The sequence below is a fragment of the Pseudomonas sp. NPDC087346 genome, from assembly GCF_044744235.1.
Lineage (GTDB): Bacteria > Pseudomonadota > Gammaproteobacteria > Pseudomonadales > Pseudomonadaceae > Aquipseudomonas.
The window spans coordinates 22,910-47,016 of sequence record NZ_JBIUXX010000041.1 but is presented as its reverse complement, the minus strand read 5'-3'; the positions used below and the strand labels follow the sequence as shown (position 1 = coordinate 47,016).

The window sequence follows — 24,107 nt, the reverse complement described above, 5'->3', positions numbered from 1 at the left end:
GAATTGAAAGAGACCAGACCATGAACGAAATTCAAGAACTGAAAGACCGCCGCGACCAACTGCGCAGCGAGGCAAAACAGCTGCACGCCGACATGCTGCCCCTCGAGACGATACTGGAAAGCGACAACGCCATCGAACCGGAACGCGAGCGCGAACTGCGGGAAAAGTACAGCGAATTGAAAGGCAAATTCGACTCGCGCAATCTCAATGCCGATCTGTTGGACCGGCGAATCAATCGCCGAGAAAACCTCGCCAACTGCGATTCCCTGATGGCTGGCTACATCGAAGCGATGGACAACTGGACAGCTGATGAGCATGAATTGAGGGAGAAACGTCAGAGCCTCAGCACACGCCTGGAGCAAATTCAGCAGCAGGCGGAAGAGGACATGGGAAAAGCTCGCCAAGCCGAAACGGACGCCGCCACGGCGTACGCGCAGGCTGTCGCGTGGGGCGACATCGAAGGCGAGAAGACAGCCAATACTGATGCGCAAAAGGCTGCGAAGAACCTCACGGTGGCCACCGAACACAATCGTCGGCAACACCTGATCATGACAGCCTTGGAGCAGGAGCTGGTTACCGTAGATAAATACATCGTAGAAGCACAGATAAAGCATAAAGAGATAGAGCGCACCGCCCTGTTGCTATCGCATACGGTACTCGAAGAGCAATGGAACGATGCCGCTAAAGCGTTGTTCGAGGTTGGCGGAAAGCTTTGGGCGAACTACAACCTGCTCGGCCGTGACCAGATTGGCCTTATGAAGCTTGCCGTTCCAGAGCAAGGCGAGAACTTTGGGAAGTGGACATGGGAAGAGCTATCAGCTCGCTCGCGCCAGTACCGCGCGCGGGACTTGTTCCAGCTCGACGGCTTAGCGACGCCGAACCAACCTGAAGTCATGAGCAATCTGGAACAACGTAAGGATGAACGTAATGAACAAACCGATACAGAACAGCGCCAGTTGGTCTGACACGCTCAAAACTCGAAAGGCCCACCTCATTGGCCTTCTGAAGACCATCAACGCAGGGCCGGGCAAATCCAGTCCAATACAAACGCTGACGATTAACGCGATCAAATCGGAAATGACGCACATTGAAAGCCAACTGAACCGTCGAAAATAGTGCTGAACTTATAACCAGCTCATTTTATCTTATTAGTTACGCACGCTCACTCTGAACAAGGGAAAGACAATGTCAAAACTCGCAGAATACCGTCAGCTGGAAAAACACCTCGCCGAGCAACTCCAAGCGCTGGAAGCACTGAAAAGTGATGATGGGCTGAAGAAAGAAATCGAGTTCGAAACGAAGCTGCGCAAGCTGCTCGAACAGTATGGGTTTAGCCTGCGGCACATCGTCGACATTCTGGAGCCCCAAACCACTGTACGGCACCAATCAGCAGCTTCGGCCGTCAGCACACGCAAACCACGCGTACTCAAGGTCTACAAAAACCCGAATACCGGCGAAGTAATCGAAACCAAAGGTGGGAATCACAAAGCGCTGAAAGAGTGGAAAGCAAAACACGGTTCCGACGTCGTCGAGGGATGGTTGAAGAAGTAAACACCTCTCTAAAAAAGGGCCCATGACGGGCCCTTTTTTTGGACTCACGAATGGCATTCAATAATCCTGGGCAGGAGGATGTGTAAACTTACCGGCTAAGGGTGCCGTTTGGTGAAAAATGGCCATTGTAAAAATATATGATAAAACATGATTTTCCGGTTAGCCTGATATAGATTTACGTTCACATGCGTATATTCGAATCTCAAAATCCAATACCTCTTCCAGCTGGAGAGGATAGAACGTAAAGGTACCAACCATGCGCTACTCTCCTACCGAAAGGATCGGCATCGCACAAGTCGAAGGCATCACGGCGCAGGATCTTGGATGGATTTTCAGAGAGCAGCCAATACTCGATATGGGTGTAGATGCTCAAATTGAGTTTGTAGATGACAATCAAAATCCAACTGGCAAACTAATAGCGTTGCAGATAAAAACCGGCGCAAGCCACTTCACCCGGGGAGACAGCGGTTACACTTACTACGGCAATAACACCCATTTAGAATATTGGACTGGTCACTCCCTACCAGTGTTACTCATTGGCCACATCCCCGAAACAAAGCAAACGTTCTGGCAGGTAATCACTCAGAAAACAATTACCAAGACCGCAAAGCATTGGAAAGTCCTGATACCCTATTCAAACATATATGGCGCAGACTGCAAAAATGAGCTCGAGAGATTTTTTGAAGGAACTCCATCCCAGCAAAAACTCAGAGCCTTAACTTTAGACCTCCCACTTATGCAACATATTGAATCTGGAAAAAAGGTTAGCGTTGGATTAGAACACTGGTACAACAAAAGCCTAGGCAGATCACCGATCGAAGTTTTTGTTTATGATGAACACAATGACGAACAAACCTACAGAGAGTGGCATGTATTCTATACAGCAAGGAGCATCAAATCCTTGGCTAATATTCTATTCCCTTGGGCAAATGTAATTATCGACCAGGATTTTTACGACGAAAACGAAGAATTCGAAGAGGACGATCGCGATCGGTTGATGCGCGCAACTGACTTGGATCATGGCTTTGAGCCCTATATCCCGTCACCCTCTGATATCTATCCCTATGCAGATAATGCAGGCGAAGTAGAGTCGTACAGACTCCAATTGGTCCTCAACGATCTAGGCAAGTCATTTCTTAAAATCACAGAGTACATCGAAGACGAATGAAATCACCAATCTTATAACTGCTCAACGTTAGGTAAATAGGCTTGAACGTAATCTGCAGGCATTCAACAGTCGAAAAAGAGCGGGAACAGTTTATTTTTGGTCAGCCGTCCAACCGTTAAGAATTGGTAGAGCCAACCAAACTACGGAAACGTACAATAGCAAACACTGAAGCTGCCCATAATACAGGAGCGCAATTCAGTCATCGCCATCAAATTCCAAAATAAATTCTACGGGAGCAGTTCTTAACAACTGTTCTGGCCCGGAGCCAAATCGTCGTTGCACAGTTTCTTTTTCTAACGATGCAGACCAAATATCATTAACTTTTTCCACTTCAATTTGCTGAGTATATTCAGCAATGACAATAAATCTTTTAATTAATGCCGCGATTATTGCATACGACAGAGATATCACATGCGGCAACACTCTAAATCCGCTTTCGGAAAACCCATCATAGGCAATTTTATTATCTCTCCCGAGTAAATAACTCTTAGTTATTGCACCATATGTTCGGTGCGTGTACCTGCTAAGATCGCTGTAAAGGCTACTTAAATTTTTAGCTTTATCTTCGCATTCGTATTTTTTAATAAAATCTCTAAAAACTCGATGCGGGATCACTTCATTCCGATACCATTTATCAAGATCCTTTTTAGCTCGATCACCCGCCAAATGGAAATACGCCGAAATATCCATTGTTTCAACCGCATCACGAAACAAGCGCGAGGCAATTCTGTGCCTCTTTTCTTCTGTGAGTTTTAATGCATCCACTAGCGCCTCTAGGGCATCAATTTGTATAAGCCAGATCGCTTTTTCGAGTGACTGCTCATCTCGCCCAAACTGCATGTCCTTTTCTGCATAGTGAGATTTCATTAATGATAGAACCTGACAGGCTTCTCGATGAAACTGCTCTTGCCCCTCATACTCATATGGCTCATTCCATGCATCATCCGTATCTCTGTCCCATACAAAACTTGGCATACTACCACCTTAAAAGTCAGATATAATTATGTAACAAGGTATCTAAAGATAAACTATCACGAAAACCTGTCGACTCCAAAATGCTTTAGAGTGTCACACCGTATATTTTTGCTCTTCTTGTAAAAGCCTCCCGAGCACCTTCCAATATTTTACATGCAGATTCACGAGCTATAGAATCATCTATAGAACCTCTAGATATTACCGTGCTTTTGTCACTAGTGCTTTTTAGAACAATCAATTGCTCAGCATCACCTAAGACTGCAATATTTGCATTATGAGTTACAATTATAACTTGCCGACGTTCTTTGGCTCTTCGCAAAACTGGAACGAAGGTTTGAACAATGAATTCACTATCCAAATTATCTTCTGGCTGATCAATAATTAACGGACGAGTGCTATCTGAGGAAAGTATTAGGGCTAAAAGCACTGACTGCTGCTGTCCGAGCGACAGCTGTGCAAACTCTCGCTGCACGAATTTTGCGCCAGCACCATTATCTATCTGTCGAGAAACTGTCAGCTTTGGCAAATCATCAATATCGCATTGCTCAAGAGAATATCTTACTGACGGCTCTTTTAGCTTATCTACGACATCCTGCGCATCACCAGTAGAAAACATTTTAATACCAGGGCTAACTTCAATACTCGTCAGCCTTGCAACTTGTCCCTTCGATACTATTTCTAACAACACCGGAATTGTCAGTCCTTCGATAAGGGCGCGGGCTTTTGATTGATTTGAGGTACGCCACCCCATTGCGCTCGCAATAATTCCTACTGCTGATTGAGAATAGCCACCGTCTGCATATTGAAGCTTCACCTTCAGATCAGACAATACCTCGTCCAGCGCCTTAGATGCCTTAATTGCGTACGCCTGTCGTAAATTTGATACTACCCTACGACAAACCCACCGATTTTTTAGAGCAACGGCATACTCAGCCTGCATTTTCTCAAGATAAGGCACCCACTTTTCCAACTTTTCAAGTGATGCCAGCAAGGTGCTTTCCTCGGTAGCAAGCTTAGTGATATATGCCATATCCAGCTTAATCCCCTGTGCTTCCAAGGCATTTCTCTTTATGTCAATTTCATCGCGTATTGGCCGTTCCTTAAGTGCCCAACTTTGTAATGACGTAGAAACTAATTCACTTAGGCTTTCGTAGGCTACAGAAATTGATTGTAAAGCAGCATTCATTTCAGTGGAAAAGCTAATTAATTGGTCATCTATCGTTTTGGCCTCATCTACCCCAGCGATTATTTCTGCGTCACGAACAACAGCACAAATAGCTTCGACCATTTCTTTAGCAGATTCTCCCGATATTAATGTTTTTAACCCAGCCATTTTTTCATTGACACTAGCTCTTTTTGCCTTTTCAGCAGACAAACTTCTTTGCAAACGTATGACGTCTTTTCCCTGCGCCGCTTCAAAAGCTGCTAACTGCTGTCTCGTGACTAACAATGAACGTTGTACTTGCGGTATTTGCCCAACATTCGATTCAGCTTTTACGATATTTCCACTTATATCAGACAACATTTTTATTGCAGCCTTTTCCTCAATCAAGGCGTCTTGTACGCGGGTAAATTTATCAAGATACTTCAACAGTGCAAGAGGATCTGTCCTGCTTTGCTCACGAACATTTCCGGCCTCACCCTGTCCGAAACAGTCGATATCGAAACTTAAGGGCCCTTCCCCTTCATCATCTAAATTTTCAAGACTACCGCCTATCGGTCGAGCAAATGAATGGCGCTGACCAGCCTCATCTTGCCAAAATAGATGAAGTTGCTGAGGCCACACTTCTGAATCAACAACTTCAGCTTCCGATTCAGTGCCAGTCAAGCAGCGAACTGCTTCGAAGGCAGTGGATTTCCCCGAGCCTCGACCGCCAATTATGCAATTTAGATTGCTGCTGAAGTGAATCGTTTGACCAGTTAAAAAACCACCATTAATAGAAACACCCAGCACAAATGGGGTTGCAGTGGGAACTTCATCTTCCAAACGAACTCGAGAGTCGCATTCTTCTAGTGCGTGGCGCAATCCCTGAAAGGTCGGCTCCGTCATCTTGTAGCGAGTTAATTTTCTGGCTTGAGCAGCGTTTCTGCCTAGGACATTCAATGTATGCGAGTCGGAATTCAGCACTCTTGCGAGATACTGCCTTGCGCCCAACCCTAACTTATCAATTCTCTGACTTCCAATTTGAGCGCGGACAGATTCAGGATCGCCCAAAGCATAAGAGATTTTTGAGTCAGAGCTTTTTAGCTCTATTCCTAACAACGCAGAATGACAAATAATATCAACCTTGTGAGGCGAACCACCAGGACGATTAGACTCAAGTCCATTGCCGCCATCCACGTGAGCTAATATGCAGAAACCTCCCAATGATTTTGCGCTATCTAAACATGCTAGCATTGCGTCGCTACATCTGCTGTTGGGTGTTCCCCGATCTGCGAGATTCAGTCTACCGTGAAATTTCTGTAGTGCCTCCAAAGTAGGGAAGTAACATAATAAATGGCCTTCAGGTGTTGACAATTCAACAGCAGGAATTACCAGAACACCTGCTTCAGCACCTGCAACCATTGTTGCATGGACATTGCTAATTTCATTGTGATCCGCAACGGCAATGAGGGCCAGATTTTCGCGCAATGCAGTTGCGACGATTTCGACAGGGTTCATATCAATATCGGTAACGTCATGGGACGCCTGGTAGGAGTGAATATGAAGGTCACCACGATAGAACTGAGCGCCATTCGGATGAGACAAACATTCTTGCAAAATTTCGTTCATATCAATCCTTCTCTATTTAATTATTATGATTATCTCAGCCGTTACCAGAACAACCTACAAACAAGCTTTGTGAAACTACACCTCTCTCCACTTCACAATTGCTGTCATCACCGCCACAGATATGATTTCTTCCTCTCATTCCGTTTTTGAAAAAATCTTATCTGACAATAGCAGATAGCCAGCTTTTTGGAACACGATGTCGCATGATGTTTTCTGTTCCACTCCCAAACGCCGCTTGATGCCTCTGATTAACAGACGCACAGGGATGGCCGTGATCAACGAACGTGAATTCAGTCGGCGCTTATTTAAAGTACGAATATGGACTGAGGGAGGGTATCAAGGTCCTTCGCAACATCAAAATCGTTTCCGAGCTCCTCATAGTTCAAGAACCCGAAGTCTTAAAATTTAGGAACACCGAGCCTACGGTGAATGAATGCGTTACACGATTTGCCAGTGCTACACCTTCACCACGAAGGGTTTCAGATGCGTGTAACGCTGAAATTCTCTTTGTTTTCAGATGGTTAACCACAACTGTTACACCAGTAACACGAGTTACACCACATCAAAGGTGTATTCCACCCCTCTCCCCCGGAGATCGAGTTCCTCCAGCGAAGAAGTTCCCGCATAAACGGCTCCCCCCTTTAGGGTTTAGGTCATCACGGCATCGAAAACCCGAACCGCTTCAGCGAAAAGGTGTGCGGATCTGAACTGATGAGGTGTTAACACACCGCTTACTTGTATGAACACCCGAAGTCTCAAGAGGGCGCCGGGGCCCCTGAGCAGATCTGAAAGACACGGGGTCGGAAACCCGCCGGACTTTGATAGCGGACAGGTGCCCAGCTTAGTGAACAGGTGAACCGGGTGAACACACAGTTCACCGTGCAGTTGCACAGGATGATGGGTGGTCGCGGGGACCCTGAGCATTTCTGAATGACACGGGGCATAAAACCCGCGGGATCTTGGTAGTGGCTGACTTTTTTACATTGGTTGACAGGTTGACTCGGTTGACGGCAAAGGGCGTGCGGAATCAGCAACACAAAAGACCATCGTTACCGAAGCAGTAACGATGTCTTATTTCAACCAAAAGCTTTCGATTTCAATGACTGAAATTTCAGTAAGCTGGGAGGCCTCCCACTACCAAGAACCCGCGGGTTTCCGACCCCGTATGGAACCAAAATCCTCAGGGGCCCCGGCCAGTTTTCTCTTGAATCTATCTCCGCCAAAGCACCCGCTCAGGTGGGGTGGTACGCTCTACATTGGACGTTTCGGCATCAAGATGAATTCAGCTACCAGCGTGGCCATGAGTCCATAGGGATATCATGTCAAAAAGTAAAGTTGGACATGAAGCCATCCGCCGTGGCCATAACGGACTTAAAGCCATATTTAGTTAGCGTCAAATCATCTATTTTAGTTAAATAAGGTGAAACGTAGATAGACTCATGTTTTGGGCTTCGACCTTGCAATAGAGTTTGAACGTTACCATCCCTCAACGAGTGACCTATCACCACTATTTCATTATGCGCGATTAGGTTTTTAATTCTTTCAAAAACCGGTCTTTGTGCCACACGAGACAAATCCTCGCTGGTTAGGATTAGCGTTTGCGGTGCCGTTACTGAGCCAACAAGCTTATAAATCGTAAGTCCATTAAAGTCATCGCTAACAGACAAGTCAAATGGATGTACAACACGATAAGTTACACCTTGCAGCTCACTGGCAAGCTCAAATAGTCTGTCATAGTTCGTGGTAACGATACTTCTGAAGGCACGAACTGCCTTCATATGTGCCGGGGTTGGTTGAACCGATTGAGGTGTATCGAGTACCTCTTTAATACGGTTTTCCAATCCAGCTCTTCCCACAACAGACTCGTAGTAAGCGGCAAGATCACTGAAGCTATGAACCATCAGTTGGGTCGTGTCTTGCTGTGGCCCCCATAGATCGTTTGCCAGAATCCCCATCAAAACCATAGCTGTCGGGTAACCGGCTGCGATGGACATGCCCGCTCCCGCGAGCAATACCTTCTCAGTGCGCGGTTTCAACATCGCGGCCCCAGGAGGTTGTACTAAGGCGAGTGTACCGACACCGGATGTTTCATCGGCACGTCTGACTAGCTGTTTGAGCAGTGCATCGGTGAATAGGCTGTTAATTGACGTTGCCACCTTACTAGCAAGTTCATCGGCCCATTCAAAATCCTGCCGGAACACGCCAGTGGCCCAGTCAGAGACCTCCCTACGTAATGAGTCACGCTTAACGTCGACAGCAGCGCCGTAACGGAGCTTTTTCATGAATGCCAATACAAGCTTAGAGCCACGACGTGCAGCTTGTAATTCAAGATGAGTAACCGAGAGACCCGTCCCCGCACCATAACCACTGTCTGGCTCCCAACCGTAACGGTCGCCAAGGATCACAATGAACAGATGACATTGATCTATCTCTGAATGGATAGAATCCCAGCTTGAGCGGCCGACTGGAGGCATATCCTCGGCATTGATCGGTTCAATCCCCATGGATTTTAATTGCTGCACGACCGCACGACGCTCGTTACCCAAGTCTTCCATGGTGCTACTGATAAATGCGCGCAGTTTGTTAGCCACTGGCTTTCCCTGTTTAAATAAAAATTCGCGAAAGACTAGCAGAAGACGAAGAAAACGACGCCGAGTCAACTGCAATAGCAAACTGCCTATGCCCTGCGAGGCTGCCGCTCGCAAACCACTTCAGACGAAGTGAGACCAAAGGGTTTGCAAGGTTCCCCCCTCACTACTCATACTAGGTAGCAAACGTGATCATGTATCCCTACATGTATCCCTAGGCAGCAAACCTCTCTGGAGGCCACGAGTTTACTGGAACGCTACAGTCTCCCTCGGGCACCAAAATTAAGAAAGGTCTTGCTTAGCAAGGCCTTTTTTTTCGCCTGCAATAAAGCTCCCACATCATTTGGAAACTACGGCAGGCTGCGATCTTTTGACCTTAAGCTTCTTGGCCAACGAAAACCCCAAGGACCACATCATGGAAACGTCACTGGAAACAGTCGCCCTTTTCTCCCTCAAGCTGGCTTATGAGGAAGAAGGTCTGAGCCCGATTCTGCGGGACGACATGGTCATGGGCGATTATCAGAAGGACGTTTTCGAGTTGTTGATGCGCCGGGGTGATGTCGAGACCATTCAGTGCAAAGTGAATGAATGTCTGGGTCTGGCGATGGATGCGCTGGGCGGCGTCGAGAAGCCGCTGGGACGGGAGTTGCACAAATTGTCTGCTGAGTTCAGTCAGGTGCGGTCGATGGAGCAGCTCGATCAGCCGCTCCTCGCGCTCAAGGGTTACCTGAAAGACATTCTTTAACGAATCCTGGCAACCGTGGCGTTACCGCAAGTATTCGGATTGCACCGAGTCAAACATCAGTGCTGGGGGGATGTTCGGTTTTAGCGCTGTCCCCAAATAATCGGTCTGCAGTCTGCCTACCTTTCTCCAGGCCTTCTTCCGTCAACCAGATCGATTTGTTCTTGTTCACCGGATCGCTGATGAGACCCTGTTCATGCAGTCGATTCATGATCTCGAAGTCGTACCCTTTCCACGTATTGCCGTTGTCGGAACTAAAGGTTGCCAACAGGGCAAGCACCGCGTCTTCAATCAATTTATCGTCGTATTCCATGATCGTTGCTCCGCTCATCATCGAACGTGTAATAGCTACCCAGCCTATCGCGCATTAAATTCAGCAGCGGCCGGAATCAGTCACCGCGCCCGATTATCCAACGAGCCGGTGCTGGGTGTCATCACCGCCCGTCACGCGTTCGGCGTATTCGTCATTCTGCTTGAGCTTGAAGAAGCCTTTGTTGTTGAAGTCGATCATCTGCCCAGTATTTCCAACTATCAACGCCGAGCCTTCAACACCCGAATCTCCACCGGAAATCCATCCGCACCAACAATCTTCTTCCAGCCCACATACTGAAACTCTCCGCGCTCATCGATGTATTCCCCCTTCTCCACCGATCTCCCACCCATCACCGCCACACGCTTCACTTCTCCACAACCGCCATCGGAAGGCTGGACGGTGTAGATCACATACGGCTTCACGTATTGCGTGGCGCGGAAGTATTGGCCGCAGATTTCGTCGACGGTGATCATCATGGTTTTCAGGCGCGCTTCGCCATCCGTATCTTCGTGCAGTTTCAGGAAGGAAATTTCGCCGACATCGCTGTAGCCGAGTGAGCGCGCGCGTTTGTAGACGGGGGAGTTTTCGTGCTCGACCCGACCTTGTTGTATCCCCTGCTGCACCTTGGCGTTGAATTCATCCAGACCCTGGGCGGCCATGGCTTCAGCCTGGGCCGTGACGTTTTCGCATGCAGCGTATTCGCGGGAGCCGAGGTGTTGCTGAGTAAGGTTGGAGCGCCGCTGGTTGATGGTTCGCAGGCTGCCTTCGAGATCGAATTTCACGTCCCAGGCGGTCTTGCGTCCGCTTTGCACTTCGGCCATTTTTTCCTGCAATCGTTGGCAGTTGGCGAGGTAGTACTGCCAACTGCTTTGCGGGTCTTCTTGCCATTCGGCAAAGGCCGGAGTCATGGCGGCAGCGAGGGTGATTGCACAGAGCAGGCGCGTGGCGGAAGCAACAGTAAGCATGTGTAGTCCATTACGGGATTGAAGACAGTGGCGCGACGCTACTATTTTGATATCTTGCCGTCCAGCCAAGATGGAGTGACTGGAACGTGGCTCTGCGCTCAAGTCGGATTAAGGAAAATGCACAATGAAAACCCTGGTTGCCATTTCAGCATTGGTCGGCATGTGGATATGGGTAGTGAGGAATAGAGGGGACTGGCATCCGTTTCTTGCCAATCTTGCCGGTGCGGGCGCCGGTTTGGTCGCGATCGGGGTCGTGGCAGTTCTGAACGCGGCGCTGTTCGGCACTGAACTGCACGAAGGCATAAACATAGGCGTTAGTCTACTCGCCATCATGACCAGTGCTGGCGCCTGCGCCGGCGTCTGGATGTGGCTCGCCAACCGTCCACAACCGGAGCATCCGGTCGCGCGGCAATTGTTGGGTGCGCTCTGTGGTTTTGTCAGCGGAGTAACGACACTGGTTTTCTTTTCTCTCACCTTTTAGTCGGTTTTGCTATCTTGCTGGCCATTCTTGCAGCTGACTCGGCGAGTGCTGCGTTGCAGGTTTTTTGAAAGTTTAAGGAAAGGATCGAATGGAGTTTCTGCGTTTTCTGGCATTGGTCGCGGCATGGGGATTCATGTGGCGCTGGGTGGTGAAGAACCGCGGTAGCTGGAATCTTGTTTACAGCAACATCGTCGGCGCGGCGGGTGGTTTTGTTGTCGGCATTGTGGTGCTGTCGATCACGCTGTCGTTGTTTCCGGGCGAGAATAAACCCAAGGCCAAGTCACCCGATGCCCCCGTCGTACAGGAAACCGTGCCTGCCAAGCCAACAGCGGAGTTGCTGCCAGAGGCCGAGCCTGTCGTCGCCGTGCAAGCGCCCGCTCCTGTTTCCGACAACCTGCCGGCTTATATCGCCAGCGAACCGCAGAATGAGCCTTCGCCGCCCGAGTCAGCTCTCCTGCCGAACTTCAGCAAACGTCTGCCTGCTTCGACATTGGAAAAAGACTTCAAGGACAATGTGGGTCACGATTTCGCCACTCTGCGCAGATTGGCCGGCAGTAATCCGAACGCTGACAAATCGTTGATGGCCTCCATGATTTGCGAACCCTTGATCAAGAGCGCCATGCGCTTTTCCGCGTCGACAGTGATCTCAAGCGCCAGAAATGCCAGCAGTCAGCGCTTCAAAGATCAGACTTACACCATTACCAGCACTGCCTCAGCCCGGAACATGCTGGGCGATGATGTCAGCTACCGTTTTGACTGTTCAGTGCAGCAAGTGGACGGCAACGATGTTGGCAAGGCCGCATGGCGACTGCTCGACCTGAAACTAAAGAAAACCGACTCTTAAGCCTCGCTTAAGTGTTCAAGGCGCCGGCTGCGCTATCATCGCCGGTCTGTGCGCCTTGAGCTTTGCCCTTTGATATCTCCAACATCTGATGACGTGACCCCACTGCCTCCCGTTCTGGCCGGCCCGCTGTTGCGACGGCTGGAACCAACGCGGTTAGTGCTGTGGCTGGTCGGCACGCGCAAACTGTCGCTGACTTTGCGCCTGCAAGGTGTAGGAGACATTCCTCTTGATGCCACGAAATGTACGGTCATCCCCGTAGGCAGCCGAGCGTTTGTTCATCTGATCGACATCCCCCTTGAAACCGCCCTGCCCTGCGACACGCTTATCGACTACGACCTGCTGATCAATGGACAGGATCGGATCGCCGATTGGGCGCCGCATCTGCTCTATGGCAATGCCACATGCCCGAATTTCGTTCTGCGTTCGCGGATCGATCAGTTGTTGCACGGTTCCTGCCGCAAGCCGCATCACCCGGCGGCGGATGGTTTGCTCTGTGTCGATCAATTGCTGGCGGCGGAAACTGACCCGCAACAACGCCCGGCCCTGCTGATGATGAGCGGCGACCAGGTCTACGCCGACGACGTCGCCGGGCCGATGTTGCGGGCGATTCATGCCTTGATCGAGCGCCTCGGTCTGTTCGATGAACACCTCCAAGGCGCCGTGGTCAGCGACAGCGCAAAGCTCTACGAACACCCTGCCAGTTACTACCACCGTGCGGATTTGTTACCGGCACTGGAAGGTAACGAGACACTGCGTGAACGATTTTTCGGCGGTGCGCGTAAGCCGATTTTCACCAGCAGCAGTGCCGATAATCATCTGGTGACGTTCGCCGAGGTCATGGCGATGTATCTGTTGGTGTGGTCGCCGGTCGCATGGTCGTTGATCGATCCTCAGGCGCCGACACTGACGCCCGAACGACTCACGCGATATGCCCTGGAACAAACCCGCATCGACGGTTTCAAGGCCGGGCTTGGCAACGTCGCCCGAGCGCTGGCGCACTTGCCGAGCCTGATGATTTTCGACGACCACGACATTACCGATGACTGGAATCTTTCCGCGCAGTGGGAGGAAACGGCCTACGGCCATCCGTTCTCCAGACGCATCATTGGCAACGCGTTGATTGCATACATGCTGTGTCAGGGTTGGGGCAATAACCCGGATGCGTTCAAGGATGTGCTGGAGAAAACCCTGCATCTGAGCGCCAGCGGCAATGACCGTTACCTCGACAGCCCGGTGCAGGACGATCTGATTGACGACCTGCTGCGTTTTCAGCGCTGGCATTTCGTGTTGCCGACCAGCCCGGCGCTGGTAGTGCTCGACACCCGCACCCGGCGCTGGCGCAGCGAGATGGCGCTCAAACAGCCTTCCGGGCTGCTCGACTGGGAAGCCTTGAGCGAATTGCAGCAGGACTTGCTCGATCATCCGTCGGCGATCATCGTTTCACCGGCGCCGATCTTCGGCGTGAAACTGATCGAGACCGTACAAAAGGTTTTCAGTTGGTGCGGTTATCCACTATTGGTCGACGCAGAAAACTGGATGGCCCATCGCGGTGCGGCGCAGGTGATCCTGAACATTTTCCGACACACACGCACGCCCGGGAACTACGTCGTGCTGTCAGGCGATGTGCATTATTCCTTCGTCTACGAAGTCCTTATCCGACACCGCAAGGCCGGCCCACGGATCTGGCAGATCACCAGCAGCGGTATCAAGAACGAGTTCCCGAAAAGCTTGCTGGAATGGTTCGACCGCCTCAACCGCTGGCTGTACTCGCCGCGCTCGCCGCTCAACTGGTTTACCAAACGCCGACTCATGCGCATCGTGCCCTACAGGCCCGAACATGCCGAGGCCGGCGAACGACTGTGGAATTCGGCGGGGATTGGTCAGGTGTTTTTCAATGAACAGGGCCAGCCGCGCGAAATCATTCAGCACAACTCGAACGGTGCGCCGAAGACCCGGATGCTGGCGCCGGATCTGGCGGATTATCCGGACTAGCGGCAGGTCTATTTCCCACAGCGAAGCTGTTTGAGGACTACACCGCCAACGGCTTCGGATGGATCAAAACAGTGGATGCGGCTTACAGGCTTCTCAGAAACGTCTTTAGAATTTCCAAGTGATACTGAGCCTAGTCGCAGTCATCTCTTCTGCGAAACAGCCGCTCGTAGGTATCGCCTTGTCATCATGTACTGATTTCTGTACGTTCTTTGCATCCAGCGAGGACTACAGCATGCAAACCATCAACTACACCACAGCCCGTGCCCACTTGGCCGCGACAATGGATCGCGTCAATGAGGATCGAGCGCCGCTGCTGGTAACTCGCCAAAAAGGCGAGCCAGTCGTAATGATTTCTCTGGCTGAGTACAACGCACTGGAAGAAACAGCCTACCTGCTCCGCTCTCCTGCCAATGCTGAACGGCTTATCAAATCGATCGGCGAGATGCGCGCCGGGAAAGCCAAAGTCAGGCAATTGATCGAAGAATGAAAATCGAGTTCACGCCAACAGGCTGGGAAGATTACTTATGGTTTCAGCAGAACGATAAGGCCGGTCTCAAGCGAATCAATCTTTTGATCAAAGCGATTCAGCGCCAACCTTTTGAAGGAGTGGGTAAACCCGAGCCGCTGAAGCACAATATGAGCGGCTTATGGTCACGACGGATAACTGCCGAGCATCGCTTGGTGTATGCAATCAATGATGGTGAGATTTGCGTTATCACCTGCAAATATCATTACTGAAATTGATCACTTTTTATCCAATACCCGCACAACACCTCTGACAATCATCTCCACCTCGCGATCATCAATCGTCAGCGGCGGCAGCAGCCGGATGGTGTTGCCGCGTGTCACGTTGATCAGCAGTCCGTGATCACGGGCGGCGATCAGCGTCAGGTCGCGGATCGGTTGTTTCAACTCGATGCCAATCATCAATCCCTGCCCCCGAATTGCCTGCACATTGGGATTATCCGCCAGCTCTGCACGCAAACAACTGATCAGCCGTTCACCCTGCACCCGGACATTTTCCAGCAGGCCTTGATCTTCGATGATATCCAGCACAGTGCAGCCGACCCGACAGGCCAATGGATTACCGCCGAACGTGCTGCCGTGGCTGCCGGGTGTGAACAACTCCGCCGCCCTGCCCCGCGCCAGACAAGCGCCAATCGGTACGCCGTTGCCCAGCCCTTTTGCCAGGGTCATGACGTCCGGGATGATGTCCTCCTGCTGGAATGCAAACCACTGGCCGGTGCGGCCGATACCGGTCTGGATTTCGTCGAGCATCAGCAGCCACGAGTGACGCTTACACAATTTGCTTAAGGCTTTCAGGTAACCGGGCGGTGGCAGTTGCACCCCGCTTTCACCCTGAATCGGTTCGACCAGAATCGCGACGATCCGCTCGCCATGTTGCTGCTGTACTTGCTCCAGCGCCTGAAGATTGCCAAAGGGCACTTTGACGAAGTCGCCCGGCAAGTCATTGAAACCCAGCCGCACCGCCGGCCCATCGCTGGCGGACAAAGTCCCGAGCGTGCGGCCATGAAACGCGTTGGCCATCACCACCACCAGCGGCTGTTCGATGCCTTTGCGCCAGCCGTGCAGACGCGCCAGTTTCAACGCGGTTTCGTTGGCCTCTGCACCGGAGTTGTTGAAGAACACCCGGTCCATTCCGGAGAGTTGTGTGAGTTTCTGCGCGAGTTGTTGCTGCCAGTCGATGCTGTACAGGTTTGAAGTGTGCAACAGCAGGCCGGCCTGTTCGCTGATCGCCGCAACAATTCGCGGATGCGAGTGGCCGACATTGGTCACCGCCACACCGGCAACTGCATCCAGATATTCACGACCATCCTGATCCCACAGGCGAGTGCCCAGTCCCTTGATAAAACTCACGGCTAACGGTTGATAGGTATTCATCAGGGCGGCGGTCATGACTTCAAACTCCAGTGAAGGTCGGCGTTTTTGCAGTATGGTTAGCCACCAGAGCTGGATAAACCCGGAAAAACTTCAATCATTTAAAAGCAGAGCTTGATAATGGATCTGTTTCAGTCGATGAGCGTCTACGTCAAAGTGGTGGAAGCTGGCAGCATGACGAAGGCCGCGCTTCAGTGCGAAATGTCCACGACCATGGTCGGAAATCACTTGCGGGCGCTGGAGCAACGGCTCGGCGTGCAATTGCTGCAACGCACCACCCGGCGCCAGCGGCTGACCGAGTTCGGCAGTGTTTACTACCAGCGTTGTCTCGAAGTATTGGGGCTGGTGGCTGACTCGGAACGTCTCGCCGAGCAAACCATGGATGAACCTCGCGGCGTCCTGCGCGTTACCGCGCCACTGACTTTTGGCGTCGAGTGCCTGATCCCGGCACTCAGCGAGTTTTCCAAACAACACTCCAAGCTCAAACTCGATGTAGTGCTGACCAACCGACGCCCTGATCTGCTGGAAAACGGTCTGGATGTGGCGTTTCGTTTGGGTAACTTCGAGCAGTCTAACCTGATCGCCCGAAGGCTGATCGACTACACCCTGACCGTGTGCGCATCGCCTGAGTACATAAGCAATCGTGGAATGCCGCAAACACCCGAAGACCTGCAACAACACGATTGTCTGTCATTCGCCTACTCTGCCGGCGACGACTGGCAATCAGTGGAAAAGGAATGGCGTCTTTGCGGGCCGGACGGTGAAGTGATGGTCGCAGTAAGCGGGCCGATGCTGATCAACAGCTCAGCCGGTTTGCATCATGCGGCGCGCGCCGGCATGGGCATCGTGATGTTGCCGGATGCCTTGCTCAAACAGGATTTACGCGAAGGCAAACTGGTCGCCGTAATGCCGGACTACCAACCGCCGAGCCGCCCGCTGCACTTGCTCTATGCGCAGGATCGCTATCGCTTGCCGAAGCTGCGTCGATTCGTCGACTTTGCGATGCAGAAGTGGGGAGCTTAGGCGCGTATACATTCAAAGAATTGTCGGAAAGGATTCGACCCGCAGATGAACAATAACCAAAACGTACGCGATGCATTGCCCGAAGAAGTCGAGTCAATCCGTCTATTCCTCGGACAACATGGCTGGGGACACCGCACAGGCTCTCCCGAGCATTTTGCCCAGTTGATTCAGAACTCACAGCGCACTGCCGTTGCCTTGAAAGGCGCACAGATCATCGGCTTCGCCCGGGGAATAACCGATGGCCTATCCAACGGCTGCCTGTCGATGGTCGTGGTCGATGATCAGCATCGGCGTGAAGGCATCGGCCGAGCGCTGGTCGAACATGTGATGGGCGAAAATCCCGACATCACCTGGATGCTGCGCGCCGGGCGCGAAGGTGCTGAGGCGTTTTTCACCAGTCTGGGATTTGAAACGTCGGTGATCGCCATGGAGCGACCAAGACTCAAGTAACCGACGATCATCTGGCTGGCAATCAGCTTCCTCCTTTCACCAACACCGGTTTCTCCTGATAACGCTGCGCAAACATTTGCTTCAATTGCGCGACCTTCGGCATGTCGTTGATCACGATATACGGATAGCTCGGGTGCTCCGTCAGGAAGTCCTGGTGATAGTCCTCCGCCGGGTAGAAGCCGTTGTAGGTTTCAAGCTTGGTGACGATGGGTTTGTTGAAGGCATGCGCAGCATCCAGTTGAGTGATATAGGCCTGCGCAACACGTTGCTGATCAGCATTGACCGGGAACAACGCCGAACGATATTGCGTGCCGCTGTCCGGCCCCTGACGGTTGAGTTCGGTCGGGTTATGGGCCACCGAGAAGTAGATCTGCAACAGACTGCCATAGCTAACTTGCGTCGGGTCGAAGGTGACTTGCACCGATTCCGCGTGCCCGGTATCGCCCTCGCTCACTTGCTCGTACTCAGCGGTTTTGGCTGCGCCACCGGCATAACCGGAAAGCGCTTTCTGTACGCCTTTGACGTGCTGAAAAACACCCTGCACACCCCAGAAACAACCGCCAGCGAACACCGCTGTTTCGCTGTGCGTCTGAGTGGTTTCGTCGAGGGCGGGCGCGGGTAATGCAACCGCATCCTCGGCACCGAAAGAGAACGCCGAGCACTGGCCAATCACGCCTGCCATCGCGACCCCCAACAACACACGACGCCAGTTTTTTTGAGCTTTCATGTTGCGCACTCCCGATCAGCCAAAGGTGAAGGCGTAGGCCGACACGCCTGAGTCAAGAAATTCGATGCTGAAGGTTCGATCCTTCACATCGTCGGTTTGCCGAACCAATTGATACAAGCGCTGCTCGGTCACGCTGCCGCTGCCATCAGGGGCAACATCGACACCGTGAGCATCGCCGGGTGCCTGACCATCAATCATCACTTTGAAGCGCACTGGTTTACCGTCCGTACCCGGGCCCAATACCAGATGCAGGTCGCGAGCATGAAAGCGATAAACGATGCGGCTGGCCGGTGCGCTGGCAGTAGCGCGCTCTGCGCCGACCGTCCATTGCCCGCTGAGACTCCAGTCGTTAAGGGTCAGATCGGCTGGCGGTTTGTACGCCGCGACCTTGTCAGGCACCAGGCTGGTTTCGGGTACAAAATGTTCCGCACGCTGGTAGCCGACATAGGTTTCCGGCGACAGCACCTGATTCATGTCCGGGGCCAGTTGAACGCCTTTGGCATCGGCATTGATCAGGCCATCGGCGACGGTTTTCGATCCAGCCTCACGCAGCAGTTGTTGTATGACACGTTCCGATTCGGCGTAGTCCCCTTCACCAAAATGGTGGTAACGAATGCGCCCTTGAGCGTCGGCGAAATAGTGCGCCGGCCAGTATTCGTTGTTGAAGGCGCGCCAGATCCGGTAATCGTTGTCGATGGCCACCGGATAGTTGATACCCAGCTCCTTCATGGCTTTGGTGACGTTGCCGACGTCTCGTTCGAAGGCGAATTCCGGCGCATGCACGCCGATCACCACCAGCCCCTGATCACGATATTTTTCAGCCCAGGCTTTGACGTAGGGCAGCGTGCGCAGGCAGTTGATGCAGGAGTAGGTCCAGAAATCCACCAGCACTACTTTGCCCTTCAATGCCTGCGCATCCAGCGGCGGCGAATTGAGCCACTGCACCGCGCCATCCAGCGGCGGCAACGTACCTTCGACCGGCAACGTCGCAGTGGTTTTGGCGGCCATTTTCATCGCGCCGCCAGCGGCCATCATGCTGCCGTTCGCCGCATCATCGGCCGGGGGAATCTGCGCCATCATCGTGCCGCCAGCGTTGGGGAATTTCCCGGAAAGTTTACCGACCAGGGTTTGCTCCAGGCCACCGGTGGAGGCGGTCGAAAGACGCGCCAGAATTCCGGTGTCGAGGCCCAACGCAATCGCTGCCACGCCAGCGAGCATCGCCGCGCCCATTGCACGACGAACCCACTCACCCGCGCCGATCGAGCGCTTCATCACCGCGAAAACCTTACCGCCCAGCAGCAGCGCGGCGGCCAGCGAAGTCGCGGTACCCGCCGCGTAAGCGAGCAACAACAGCGTGGTGGCGATACTTGCTCCTTGCAGCGCGGCCCCGGTCAGAATCAGCCCGAGGATCGGCCCGGCGCACGGTGCCCACAGTAATCCGGTGGCGACCCCGATCAGAAACGAAGCGCCGGGACGCGGACGATTGTCCTGACCGGCGGCCTCCGACAGGCGACTGCCGGCTGACACCAACGGCCGCGTCAGCCTCTCGGCGAGGCGCGGCAGCAGCAGCGTCAGCCCGAACAGTGCTACGAACAGCAACGCGAGCCAGCGCCCGTACTGATTGACTTGCACCACCCAGGCGCCGCCCACCGCCGCCAGTGAGGCGACCAGCGCAAACGTCACCGCCATCCCCGCCAAGAGCGGCAAGCCACTCTTGATAAACGGCTGCCCGGTGCGAGCGAAGACAAAAGGCAGAACCGGCAGGATGCACGGGCTGACAATTGTCAGCACACCGCCGAGATACGCTAGAACCAAGAGCCACATAGTGTCGTCCTGTAGAAAGTGAAGACTGATAACGATCCATGACTCAAACCGCCACTGGCTTGAACGTCATGGCCAGACCATTCATGCAGTAGCGCAGGCCGGTAGGTTTCGGGCCGTCGTCGAATACGTGGCCCAAGTGACCACCGCAGCGCCGACAATGAACCTCGTTGCGTGACATGCCGAAGGAGCGGTCCTGGCGCGTTGCCACCGCATGTTCCAGCGGTGCCCAGAAACTCGGCCAGCCGGTGCGGCTATCGAACTTGGTCTCGGACGAAAACAGCGCCAGATCGCACCCGGCGCAGGCAAATTTGCCGGCGTGATGTTCATTGTTCAGCGGGCTGGTATAGGCCCGTTCGGTGCCCTCTTCACGCAGAATCTGGTACTGCTCGTCACTCAGCAGCGAATGCCATTCGTTGTCAGTGTGGATAACTTCAAAGGCTTCTTCGGCGTGGGCTTCGCTGACCAGCGCCGCGTTGCTCGACAATTTTGGCAATACACCCGCCACCAGGGCTGCAACCCCTAGCCCGCCGCCCGCTAACAGAATCTGTCGCCGTGAAAACATGGCCGTCTCCAAAATCCAGGATGCCTTTCATGGAACACAGCCTAGGCTTGGTTTGATCGCCAAATCCTCACGGGAAGTTAACGAATTCGTGATAACTCGTCCGGGGGAAAACCCGCACAATGCGCTCATCGCGCCAAAGGATTCAGCTTCATGGAACAGATAAAACGCGTCCTGGTGGTCGAGGACGACCTGCACATCGCCGACCTCATTTGCCTGCATCTGCGGGACGAGCAATTCGAGGTGGTACACAGCGCCGACGGCGACGAAGGCATGCGCCTGCTGCAGCAAGGCAACTGGGACGCGCTTGTCCTCGACCTCATGCTGCCGGGGGTCGATGGTCTGGAAATCTGCCGCCGCGCCCGGGCCATGGCGCGCTACACACCGATCATCATTACCAGCGCCCGCTCCAGCGAATTGCACCGCATCCTGGGCCTCGAACTGGGTGCTGACGACTACCTCGCCAAACCGTTTTCGATGCTCGAACTGGTCGCCCGGGTCAAAGCCTTGCTGCGCCGGGTGGACGCCATGGCGCGCAACCTGAAAATGGACGCAGGCAGTCTAAGCATCGATGGCTTGAGCATCGACCCGATCACCCGCGACGTCGCCCTCAATGGCCAACGGCTTGATCTCACCCCGCGAGAGTTCGATCTGCTGTATTTCTTTGCCCGCCAACCGGGAAAAGTGTTCTCACGCATGGATCTGCTCAACGCCGTCTGGGGCTACAGCCACGAGGGTTACGAGCACACGGTCAACACCCACATCAATCGCCTGCGGGCGAAGATCGAAAACGACCCGGCCCAACCCGCGCGCATCCTCACGGTGTGGGGCCGTGGTTATAAATTCGCCACCGATGCCGAGCAGCCATGAAACTGACCCTGACGCAGCGCCTGTCACTGGTATTCGCCGTGCTGTTGCTGGTGTGCTGCGGCACTTCCGCGTGGTTGCAGGTGCGCTCCAGCCAGATGCATGAACTGGAGGTGGTGCAAGGCCTGTCACGGGATCTGGCGCAACACATCGCCCACGACACCGTTTTGATGGACAGCAATGGCCTGATGCCGGGCGCCGTGCGCGAGCTGTTCAGCCAGTTGATGCTGGTCAACCCGAGTGTCGAGGTGTACCTGCTCGACACTGAGGGAAAGATTGTCGGCAACGCGGCACCGCAGGGACGCTTGCGTCGCGAGCAAGTCGATCTCGCACCGATCCGGCGACTGCTCGATAATCAGCCGCTACCGATCCTCGGCGACGATCCGCGCAGCGTTGACGGCAGAAAGGTCTTCAGTGCCGCGCCCTTGCAGGTCAATGGCAAAGCGGCCGGTTACCTGTATGTGGTGCTGCTCAGCGAAGAACACGACCGTTTCGCCGAGAGAGGTGCCACCAGCGCCGCGCTCAACACTGCGTTGCTGTCCATCGGTCTGGTTGCGCTGTTGTGCCTGATTGCCGGTCTGATGGCATTCAATCTGATCACCCGGCCACTGCGGCGGTTGACCGATACCGTCAGCCGCTTCGACATCGATGGCGCGCCGCAACCGGTTTCGGTCACCTCGGCGACTGTGGACAAGTCCGCCGACCCCGATGAAATCGCCGTGCTCGACGCCGCTTTCCGGCAGATGCAAAAACGTCTCGGCGAACAGTGGCGCTCGCTGACCCGCCAGGATCAGGAACGCCGCGAACTGGTCGCGAACATTTCCCATGACCTGCGCACGCCACTTGCCTCATTGCATGGCTATCTGGAAACCCTGTCACTGAAGGACGCCACGCTGAGCCCGGAAGACCGCCGGCGCTATCTGGGCATCGCTCTCGATCAAAGCCGCAAGGTCGGCGGGCTGGCACAATCACTGCTGGAGCTGGTGCGGCTGGAGCACGGTTTTGTACAACCGATACTGGAGCGCTTTTCCCTGACCGATCTGGTCCAGGACATCTTTCAAAAGTTCGAGCTCGGTGCCGAAGCGCGGCAGGTCGAACTCAAGGCCAATTTCGCCGCGAACCTGCCGACTGTCTGCGCCGACCTCGGGCTGATCGAGCGTGTACTGACCAATCTGGTGGACAACGCCTTGCGTCATACCCCGCAGGGTGGCGAAATCCAGTTCGATCTGGTCCCGCAGGGCGCGCTGGTCGAGGTGACGGTCAGCGACACCGGCCCGGGCATCGCGCCCGAATTGCGCGAAGGGCTGTTTTTACGCCCGTTCAATATCGGCGGCGCCCGGCGCGATGGTGGCCTGGGGCTGCGTATCGTGCACCGCATTCTGCAACTGCATGGCCGCGAGATTCGCTTGCTCGATGTTCCGGGGCGCGGCGCCACGCTGCACTTTTCGTTGCCCGTGGATCAACAGATCGCCGAGCAGTGGATGGTGCGCGGAATGAACCTGAACACACCGGAAAAATAATCATCCCGGACAAAAAACCCGACCATCGGCCTGTTGCTCCGTGACAACTCCGCCCCGCTCCCCTAAATTACCGGGTCGGAAAAAGACCTCGTGCTTTCTCGTCTCAACTCAAGTTAAAAAGTAGTGAAATTTCAATGTCCGATTTCAACACCGCTGAATCCGTAGTCACCCTGTCGTCCAAAGCGGAATACGAAAACTCCATCAATCTTTCACAACACCTTCCGCAGGCCAAAAACATCAGCGAGATGGTCCTGGACGCATTCCAGTCGACCCGCGAAAGCGACCAGATCCGCGAGCTGCGTACCGCGATCCGTCAGGCTCACGACCGCTTTGATGACGACCAGGCTTACGAGCTGATGGGCGAACTCAAGCGCCTGAAAGACGCCGAGGCCTCGGACATTGCCGCCCTTGAAGACCTGAGCAGCAAATTTCCGATCAGCCGCATCCTGTCCAGCTTCAAGGACGACCCGGCGTTCCAGGAAATCGTCTACGGACTGGCGCTCAAGGTGCTGAACCAGACCCATCAGGCGATGAGCAGCCCGAGCGGCGGCAAAAGCAAAGCCGCCCGCGCCAAGAAAGACGTCGAAGTGTTCACCATCAGCAAGGACGGCAACAGCGTGACCCTGCCGCTGCGCACACCGCGTTCGCGTCTGAACGTTGACCGTGAAGCGCTGGAATTCCTCGGCTTCAGCTTCGTCGGTGAAGGTGAAGAAGCCGAAATCGACAGCGAAACCTTCGTCGACAACGCCGGCAACGAGCAAGCGGTCAACCGCAAGAACATCATCACCGCGCTGCAACAGCAGACCGCGTTCGATGGCTACAGCATCGCCGCACAGTAACTCAGCC

General features: G+C 53.5%; 23 protein-coding genes and 1 pseudogene. 14 read left to right on the top strand and 10 right to left on the bottom strand.

Annotated features, from left to right (window positions below):
* The first annotated feature begins 20 nt into the window (after positions 1-20).
* The 3 genes from ACIOZM_RS21945 to ACIOZM_RS21935 all read left to right on the top strand — a co-directional run bounded on the left by ACIOZM_RS21945 (position 21) and on the right by ACIOZM_RS21935 (position 2,719).
* On the top strand, positions 21-965 hold the full coding sequence (locus ACIOZM_RS21945; protein WP_401217104.1) for a chromosome segregation protein SMC: 945 nt from the start codon (positions 21-23) through the stop codon (positions 963-965).
* Between the two features lie 220 nt (positions 966-1,185).
* Positions 1,186-1,551 (top strand): histone-like nucleoid-structuring protein, MvaT/MvaU family, encoded by a 366-nt coding sequence (locus tag ACIOZM_RS21940; protein WP_130911741.1) that lies wholly within the window; start codon positions 1,186-1,188, stop codon positions 1,549-1,551.
* A gap of 256 nt (positions 1,552-1,807) precedes the next feature.
* Complete coding sequence (locus ACIOZM_RS21935) at positions 1,808-2,719, top strand: DUF4365 domain-containing protein (RefSeq protein WP_395593162.1); 912 nt, start codon at positions 1,808-1,810, stop codon at positions 2,717-2,719.
* 195 nt (positions 2,720-2,914) lie between these two features.
* Here ACIOZM_RS21935 and ACIOZM_RS21930 read toward each other — a convergent pair whose 3' ends face one another.
* From ACIOZM_RS21930 to ACIOZM_RS21920, 3 genes are all read right to left on the bottom strand, one after another.
* Positions 2,915-3,694, bottom strand: coding sequence for a hypothetical protein (locus ACIOZM_RS21930; RefSeq protein ID WP_401217101.1), 780 nt, complete (start codon positions 3,692-3,694; stop codon positions 2,915-2,917).
* 85 nt (positions 3,695-3,779) lie between these two features.
* On the bottom strand, positions 3,780-6,467 hold the full coding sequence (locus ACIOZM_RS21925; protein ID WP_401217098.1) for a TrlF family AAA-like ATPase: 2,688 nt from the start codon (positions 6,465-6,467) through the stop codon (positions 3,780-3,782).
* Positions 6,468-7,789: 1,322 nt separating this feature from the next.
* The gene (locus tag ACIOZM_RS21920; protein WP_401217096.1) at positions 7,790-9,058 is read right to left on the bottom strand and encodes a DUF4062 domain-containing protein; all 1,269 of its coding nucleotides are present in this window, start codon (positions 9,056-9,058) and stop codon (positions 7,790-7,792) included.
* Positions 9,059-9,470: 412 nt separating this feature from the next.
* Between ACIOZM_RS21920 and ACIOZM_RS21915 the strand changes: the two genes are divergently transcribed.
* Complete coding sequence (locus ACIOZM_RS21915; protein ID WP_401217093.1) at positions 9,471-9,800, top strand: hypothetical protein; 330 nt, start codon at positions 9,471-9,473, stop codon at positions 9,798-9,800.
* Between the two features lie 49 nt (positions 9,801-9,849).
* Here the strand turns inward: ACIOZM_RS21915 and ACIOZM_RS21910 are convergent, their stop codons facing one another.
* The 3 genes and pseudogenes from ACIOZM_RS21910 to ACIOZM_RS21900 all read right to left on the bottom strand — a co-directional run bounded on the left by ACIOZM_RS21910 (position 9,850) and on the right by ACIOZM_RS21900 (position 11,075).
* Positions 9,850-10,110, bottom strand: coding sequence for a DUF6429 family protein (locus ACIOZM_RS21910; protein WP_401217091.1), 261 nt, complete (start codon positions 10,108-10,110; stop codon positions 9,850-9,852).
* A 132-nt stretch (positions 10,111-10,242) separates the two neighbouring features.
* Positions 10,243-10,308: pseudogene (locus tag ACIOZM_RS21905) on the bottom strand (PH domain-containing protein); the annotation flags it as partial.
* A 20-nt stretch (positions 10,309-10,328) separates the two neighbouring features.
* Complete coding sequence (locus ACIOZM_RS21900) at positions 10,329-11,075, bottom strand: hypothetical protein (RefSeq protein ID WP_401217089.1); 747 nt, start codon at positions 11,073-11,075, stop codon at positions 10,329-10,331.
* 124 nt (positions 11,076-11,199) lie between these two features.
* On the opposite strand from ACIOZM_RS21900, the gene ACIOZM_RS21895 reads away from it, so the two are divergent.
* From ACIOZM_RS21895 to ACIOZM_RS21875, 5 genes are all read left to right on the top strand, one after another.
* Positions 11,200-11,556: a hypothetical protein gene (locus ACIOZM_RS21895; RefSeq protein ID WP_401217086.1), complete on the top strand. Its 357-nt coding sequence runs from the start codon at positions 11,200-11,202 to the stop codon at positions 11,554-11,556.
* Positions 11,557-11,644: 88 nt separating this feature from the next.
* Positions 11,645-12,400 carry a hypothetical protein gene (locus ACIOZM_RS21890; RefSeq protein WP_401217083.1) on the top strand — a complete coding sequence of 252 codons (756 nt, stop codon included), beginning with the start codon at positions 11,645-11,647 and terminating at the stop codon, positions 12,398-12,400.
* 72 nt (positions 12,401-12,472) lie between these two features.
* Entirely contained in the window at positions 12,473-14,392 is a 1,920-nt protein-coding gene (locus ACIOZM_RS21885) for an alkaline phosphatase D family protein (RefSeq protein WP_401217126.1), read from the top strand.
* Positions 14,393-14,624: 232 nt separating this feature from the next.
* Positions 14,625-14,879, top strand: a complete 255-nt coding sequence (locus tag ACIOZM_RS21880) for a type II toxin-antitoxin system prevent-host-death family antitoxin (RefSeq protein ID WP_401217080.1) — start codon at positions 14,625-14,627, stop codon at positions 14,877-14,879.
* Positions 14,876-15,130 carry a Txe/YoeB family addiction module toxin gene (locus tag ACIOZM_RS21875; protein WP_401217077.1) on the top strand — a complete coding sequence of 85 codons (255 nt, stop codon included), beginning with the start codon at positions 14,876-14,878 and terminating at the stop codon, positions 15,128-15,130. The genes ACIOZM_RS21880 and ACIOZM_RS21875 overlap by 4 nt, the downstream gene beginning before the upstream one ends.
* A 6-nt stretch (positions 15,131-15,136) precedes the next feature.
* Here the strand turns inward: ACIOZM_RS21875 and ACIOZM_RS21870 are convergent, their stop codons facing one another.
* Entirely contained in the window at positions 15,137-16,309 is a 1,173-nt protein-coding gene (locus ACIOZM_RS21870) for an aspartate aminotransferase family protein (RefSeq protein ID WP_401217075.1), read from the bottom strand.
* Positions 16,310-16,411: 102 nt separating this feature from the next.
* Between ACIOZM_RS21870 and ACIOZM_RS21865 the strand changes: the two genes are divergently transcribed.
* Both ACIOZM_RS21865 and ACIOZM_RS21860 read left to right on the top strand, forming a co-directional pair.
* Positions 16,412-17,314 (top strand): LysR family transcriptional regulator, encoded by a 903-nt coding sequence (locus ACIOZM_RS21865; RefSeq protein ID WP_401217072.1) that lies wholly within the window; start codon positions 16,412-16,414, stop codon positions 17,312-17,314.
* Positions 17,315-17,359: 45 nt separating this feature from the next.
* On the top strand, positions 17,360-17,764 hold the full coding sequence (locus ACIOZM_RS21860; protein ID WP_401217070.1) for a GNAT family N-acetyltransferase: 405 nt from the start codon (positions 17,360-17,362) through the stop codon (positions 17,762-17,764).
* 22 nt (positions 17,765-17,786) lie between these two features.
* Here ACIOZM_RS21860 and msrA read toward each other — a convergent pair whose 3' ends face one another.
* From msrA to msrB, 3 genes are read right to left on the bottom strand one after another with little or no spacing between them, the layout of a single operon-like run.
* On the bottom strand, positions 17,787-18,491 hold the full coding sequence (gene msrA / locus ACIOZM_RS21855) for a peptide-methionine (S)-S-oxide reductase MsrA (RefSeq protein WP_401217068.1): 705 nt from the start codon (positions 18,489-18,491) through the stop codon (positions 17,787-17,789).
* Positions 18,492-18,506: 15 nt separating this feature from the next.
* On the bottom strand, positions 18,507-20,315 hold the full coding sequence (locus tag ACIOZM_RS21850) for a cytochrome c biogenesis protein DipZ (RefSeq protein WP_401217065.1): 1,809 nt from the start codon (positions 20,313-20,315) through the stop codon (positions 18,507-18,509).
* 43 nt (positions 20,316-20,358) lie between these two features.
* Positions 20,359-20,877 (bottom strand): peptide-methionine (R)-S-oxide reductase MsrB, encoded by a 519-nt coding sequence (msrB, locus tag ACIOZM_RS21845; RefSeq protein WP_401217062.1) that lies wholly within the window; start codon positions 20,875-20,877, stop codon positions 20,359-20,361.
* A 150-nt stretch (positions 20,878-21,027) separates the two neighbouring features.
* Here msrB and ACIOZM_RS21840 point away from each other — a divergent pair, with 150 nt between their 5' ends.
* From ACIOZM_RS21840 to ACIOZM_RS21830, 3 genes are all read left to right on the top strand, one after another.
* Complete coding sequence (locus tag ACIOZM_RS21840) at positions 21,028-21,744, top strand: response regulator transcription factor (RefSeq protein WP_401217059.1); 717 nt, start codon at positions 21,028-21,030, stop codon at positions 21,742-21,744.
* Positions 21,741-23,261, top strand: a complete 1,521-nt coding sequence (locus tag ACIOZM_RS21835) for an ATP-binding protein (RefSeq protein ID WP_401217057.1) — start codon at positions 21,741-21,743, stop codon at positions 23,259-23,261. The genes ACIOZM_RS21840 and ACIOZM_RS21835 overlap by 4 nt, the downstream gene beginning before the upstream one ends.
* Positions 23,262-23,395: 134 nt before the next feature.
* Positions 23,396-24,100 (top strand): hypothetical protein, encoded by a 705-nt coding sequence (locus ACIOZM_RS21830; protein ID WP_401217054.1) that lies wholly within the window; start codon positions 23,396-23,398, stop codon positions 24,098-24,100.
* Positions 24,101-24,107 lie beyond the last annotated feature (7 nt).

What these genes read in the sequence shown, in the direction of transcription:
- ACIOZM_RS21945 (WP_401217104.1), top strand. Translation starts at nt 21, where the DNA reads ATGAACGAAATTCAAGAACTGAAAGACCGCCGCGACCAACTGCGCAGC.
- ACIOZM_RS21940 (WP_130911741.1), top strand. Translation starts at nt 1,186, where the DNA reads ATGTCAAAACTCGCAGAATACCGTCAGCTGGAAAAACACCTCGCCGAG.
- ACIOZM_RS21935 (WP_395593162.1), top strand. Translation starts at nt 1,808, where the DNA reads ATGCGCTACTCTCCTACCGAAAGGATCGGCATCGCACAAGTCGAAGGC.
- ACIOZM_RS21930 (WP_401217101.1), bottom strand. Translation starts at nt 3,694, where the DNA reads ATGCCAAGTTTTGTATGGGACAGAGATACGGATGATGCATGGAATGAG.
- ACIOZM_RS21925 (WP_401217098.1), bottom strand. Translation starts at nt 6,467, where the DNA reads ATGAACGAAATTTTGCAAGAATGTTTGTCTCATCCGAATGGCGCTCAG.
- ACIOZM_RS21915 (WP_401217093.1), top strand. Translation starts at nt 9,471, where the DNA reads ATGGAAACGTCACTGGAAACAGTCGCCCTTTTCTCCCTCAAGCTGGCT.
- ACIOZM_RS21910 (WP_401217091.1), bottom strand. Translation starts at nt 10,110, where the DNA reads ATGGAATACGACGATAAATTGATTGAAGACGCGGTGCTTGCCCTGTTG.
- ACIOZM_RS21900 (WP_401217089.1), bottom strand. Translation starts at nt 11,075, where the DNA reads ATGCTTACTGTTGCTTCCGCCACGCGCCTGCTCTGTGCAATCACCCTC.
- ACIOZM_RS21895 (WP_401217086.1), top strand. Translation starts at nt 11,200, where the DNA reads ATGAAAACCCTGGTTGCCATTTCAGCATTGGTCGGCATGTGGATATGG.
- ACIOZM_RS21890 (WP_401217083.1), top strand. Translation starts at nt 11,645, where the DNA reads ATGGAGTTTCTGCGTTTTCTGGCATTGGTCGCGGCATGGGGATTCATG.
- ACIOZM_RS21880 (WP_401217080.1), top strand. Translation starts at nt 14,625, where the DNA reads ATGCAAACCATCAACTACACCACAGCCCGTGCCCACTTGGCCGCGACA.
- ACIOZM_RS21875 (WP_401217077.1), top strand. Translation starts at nt 14,876, where the DNA reads ATGAAAATCGAGTTCACGCCAACAGGCTGGGAAGATTACTTATGGTTT.
- ACIOZM_RS21870 (WP_401217075.1), bottom strand. Translation starts at nt 16,309, where the DNA reads ATGACCGCCGCCCTGATGAATACCTATCAACCGTTAGCCGTGAGTTTT.
- ACIOZM_RS21865 (WP_401217072.1), top strand. Translation starts at nt 16,412, where the DNA reads ATGGATCTGTTTCAGTCGATGAGCGTCTACGTCAAAGTGGTGGAAGCT.
- ACIOZM_RS21860 (WP_401217070.1), top strand. Translation starts at nt 17,360, where the DNA reads ATGAACAATAACCAAAACGTACGCGATGCATTGCCCGAAGAAGTCGAG.
- msrA (WP_401217068.1), bottom strand. Translation starts at nt 18,491, where the DNA reads ATGAAAGCTCAAAAAAACTGGCGTCGTGTGTTGTTGGGGGTCGCGATG.
- ACIOZM_RS21850 (WP_401217065.1), bottom strand. Translation starts at nt 20,315, where the DNA reads ATGTGGCTCTTGGTTCTAGCGTATCTCGGCGGTGTGCTGACAATTGTC.
- msrB (WP_401217062.1), bottom strand. Translation starts at nt 20,877, where the DNA reads ATGTTTTCACGGCGACAGATTCTGTTAGCGGGCGGCGGGCTAGGGGTT.
- ACIOZM_RS21840 (WP_401217059.1), top strand. Translation starts at nt 21,028, where the DNA reads ATGGAACAGATAAAACGCGTCCTGGTGGTCGAGGACGACCTGCACATC.
- ACIOZM_RS21835 (WP_401217057.1), top strand. Translation starts at nt 21,741, where the DNA reads ATGAAACTGACCCTGACGCAGCGCCTGTCACTGGTATTCGCCGTGCTG.
- ACIOZM_RS21830 (WP_401217054.1), top strand. Translation starts at nt 23,396, where the DNA reads ATGTCCGATTTCAACACCGCTGAATCCGTAGTCACCCTGTCGTCCAAA.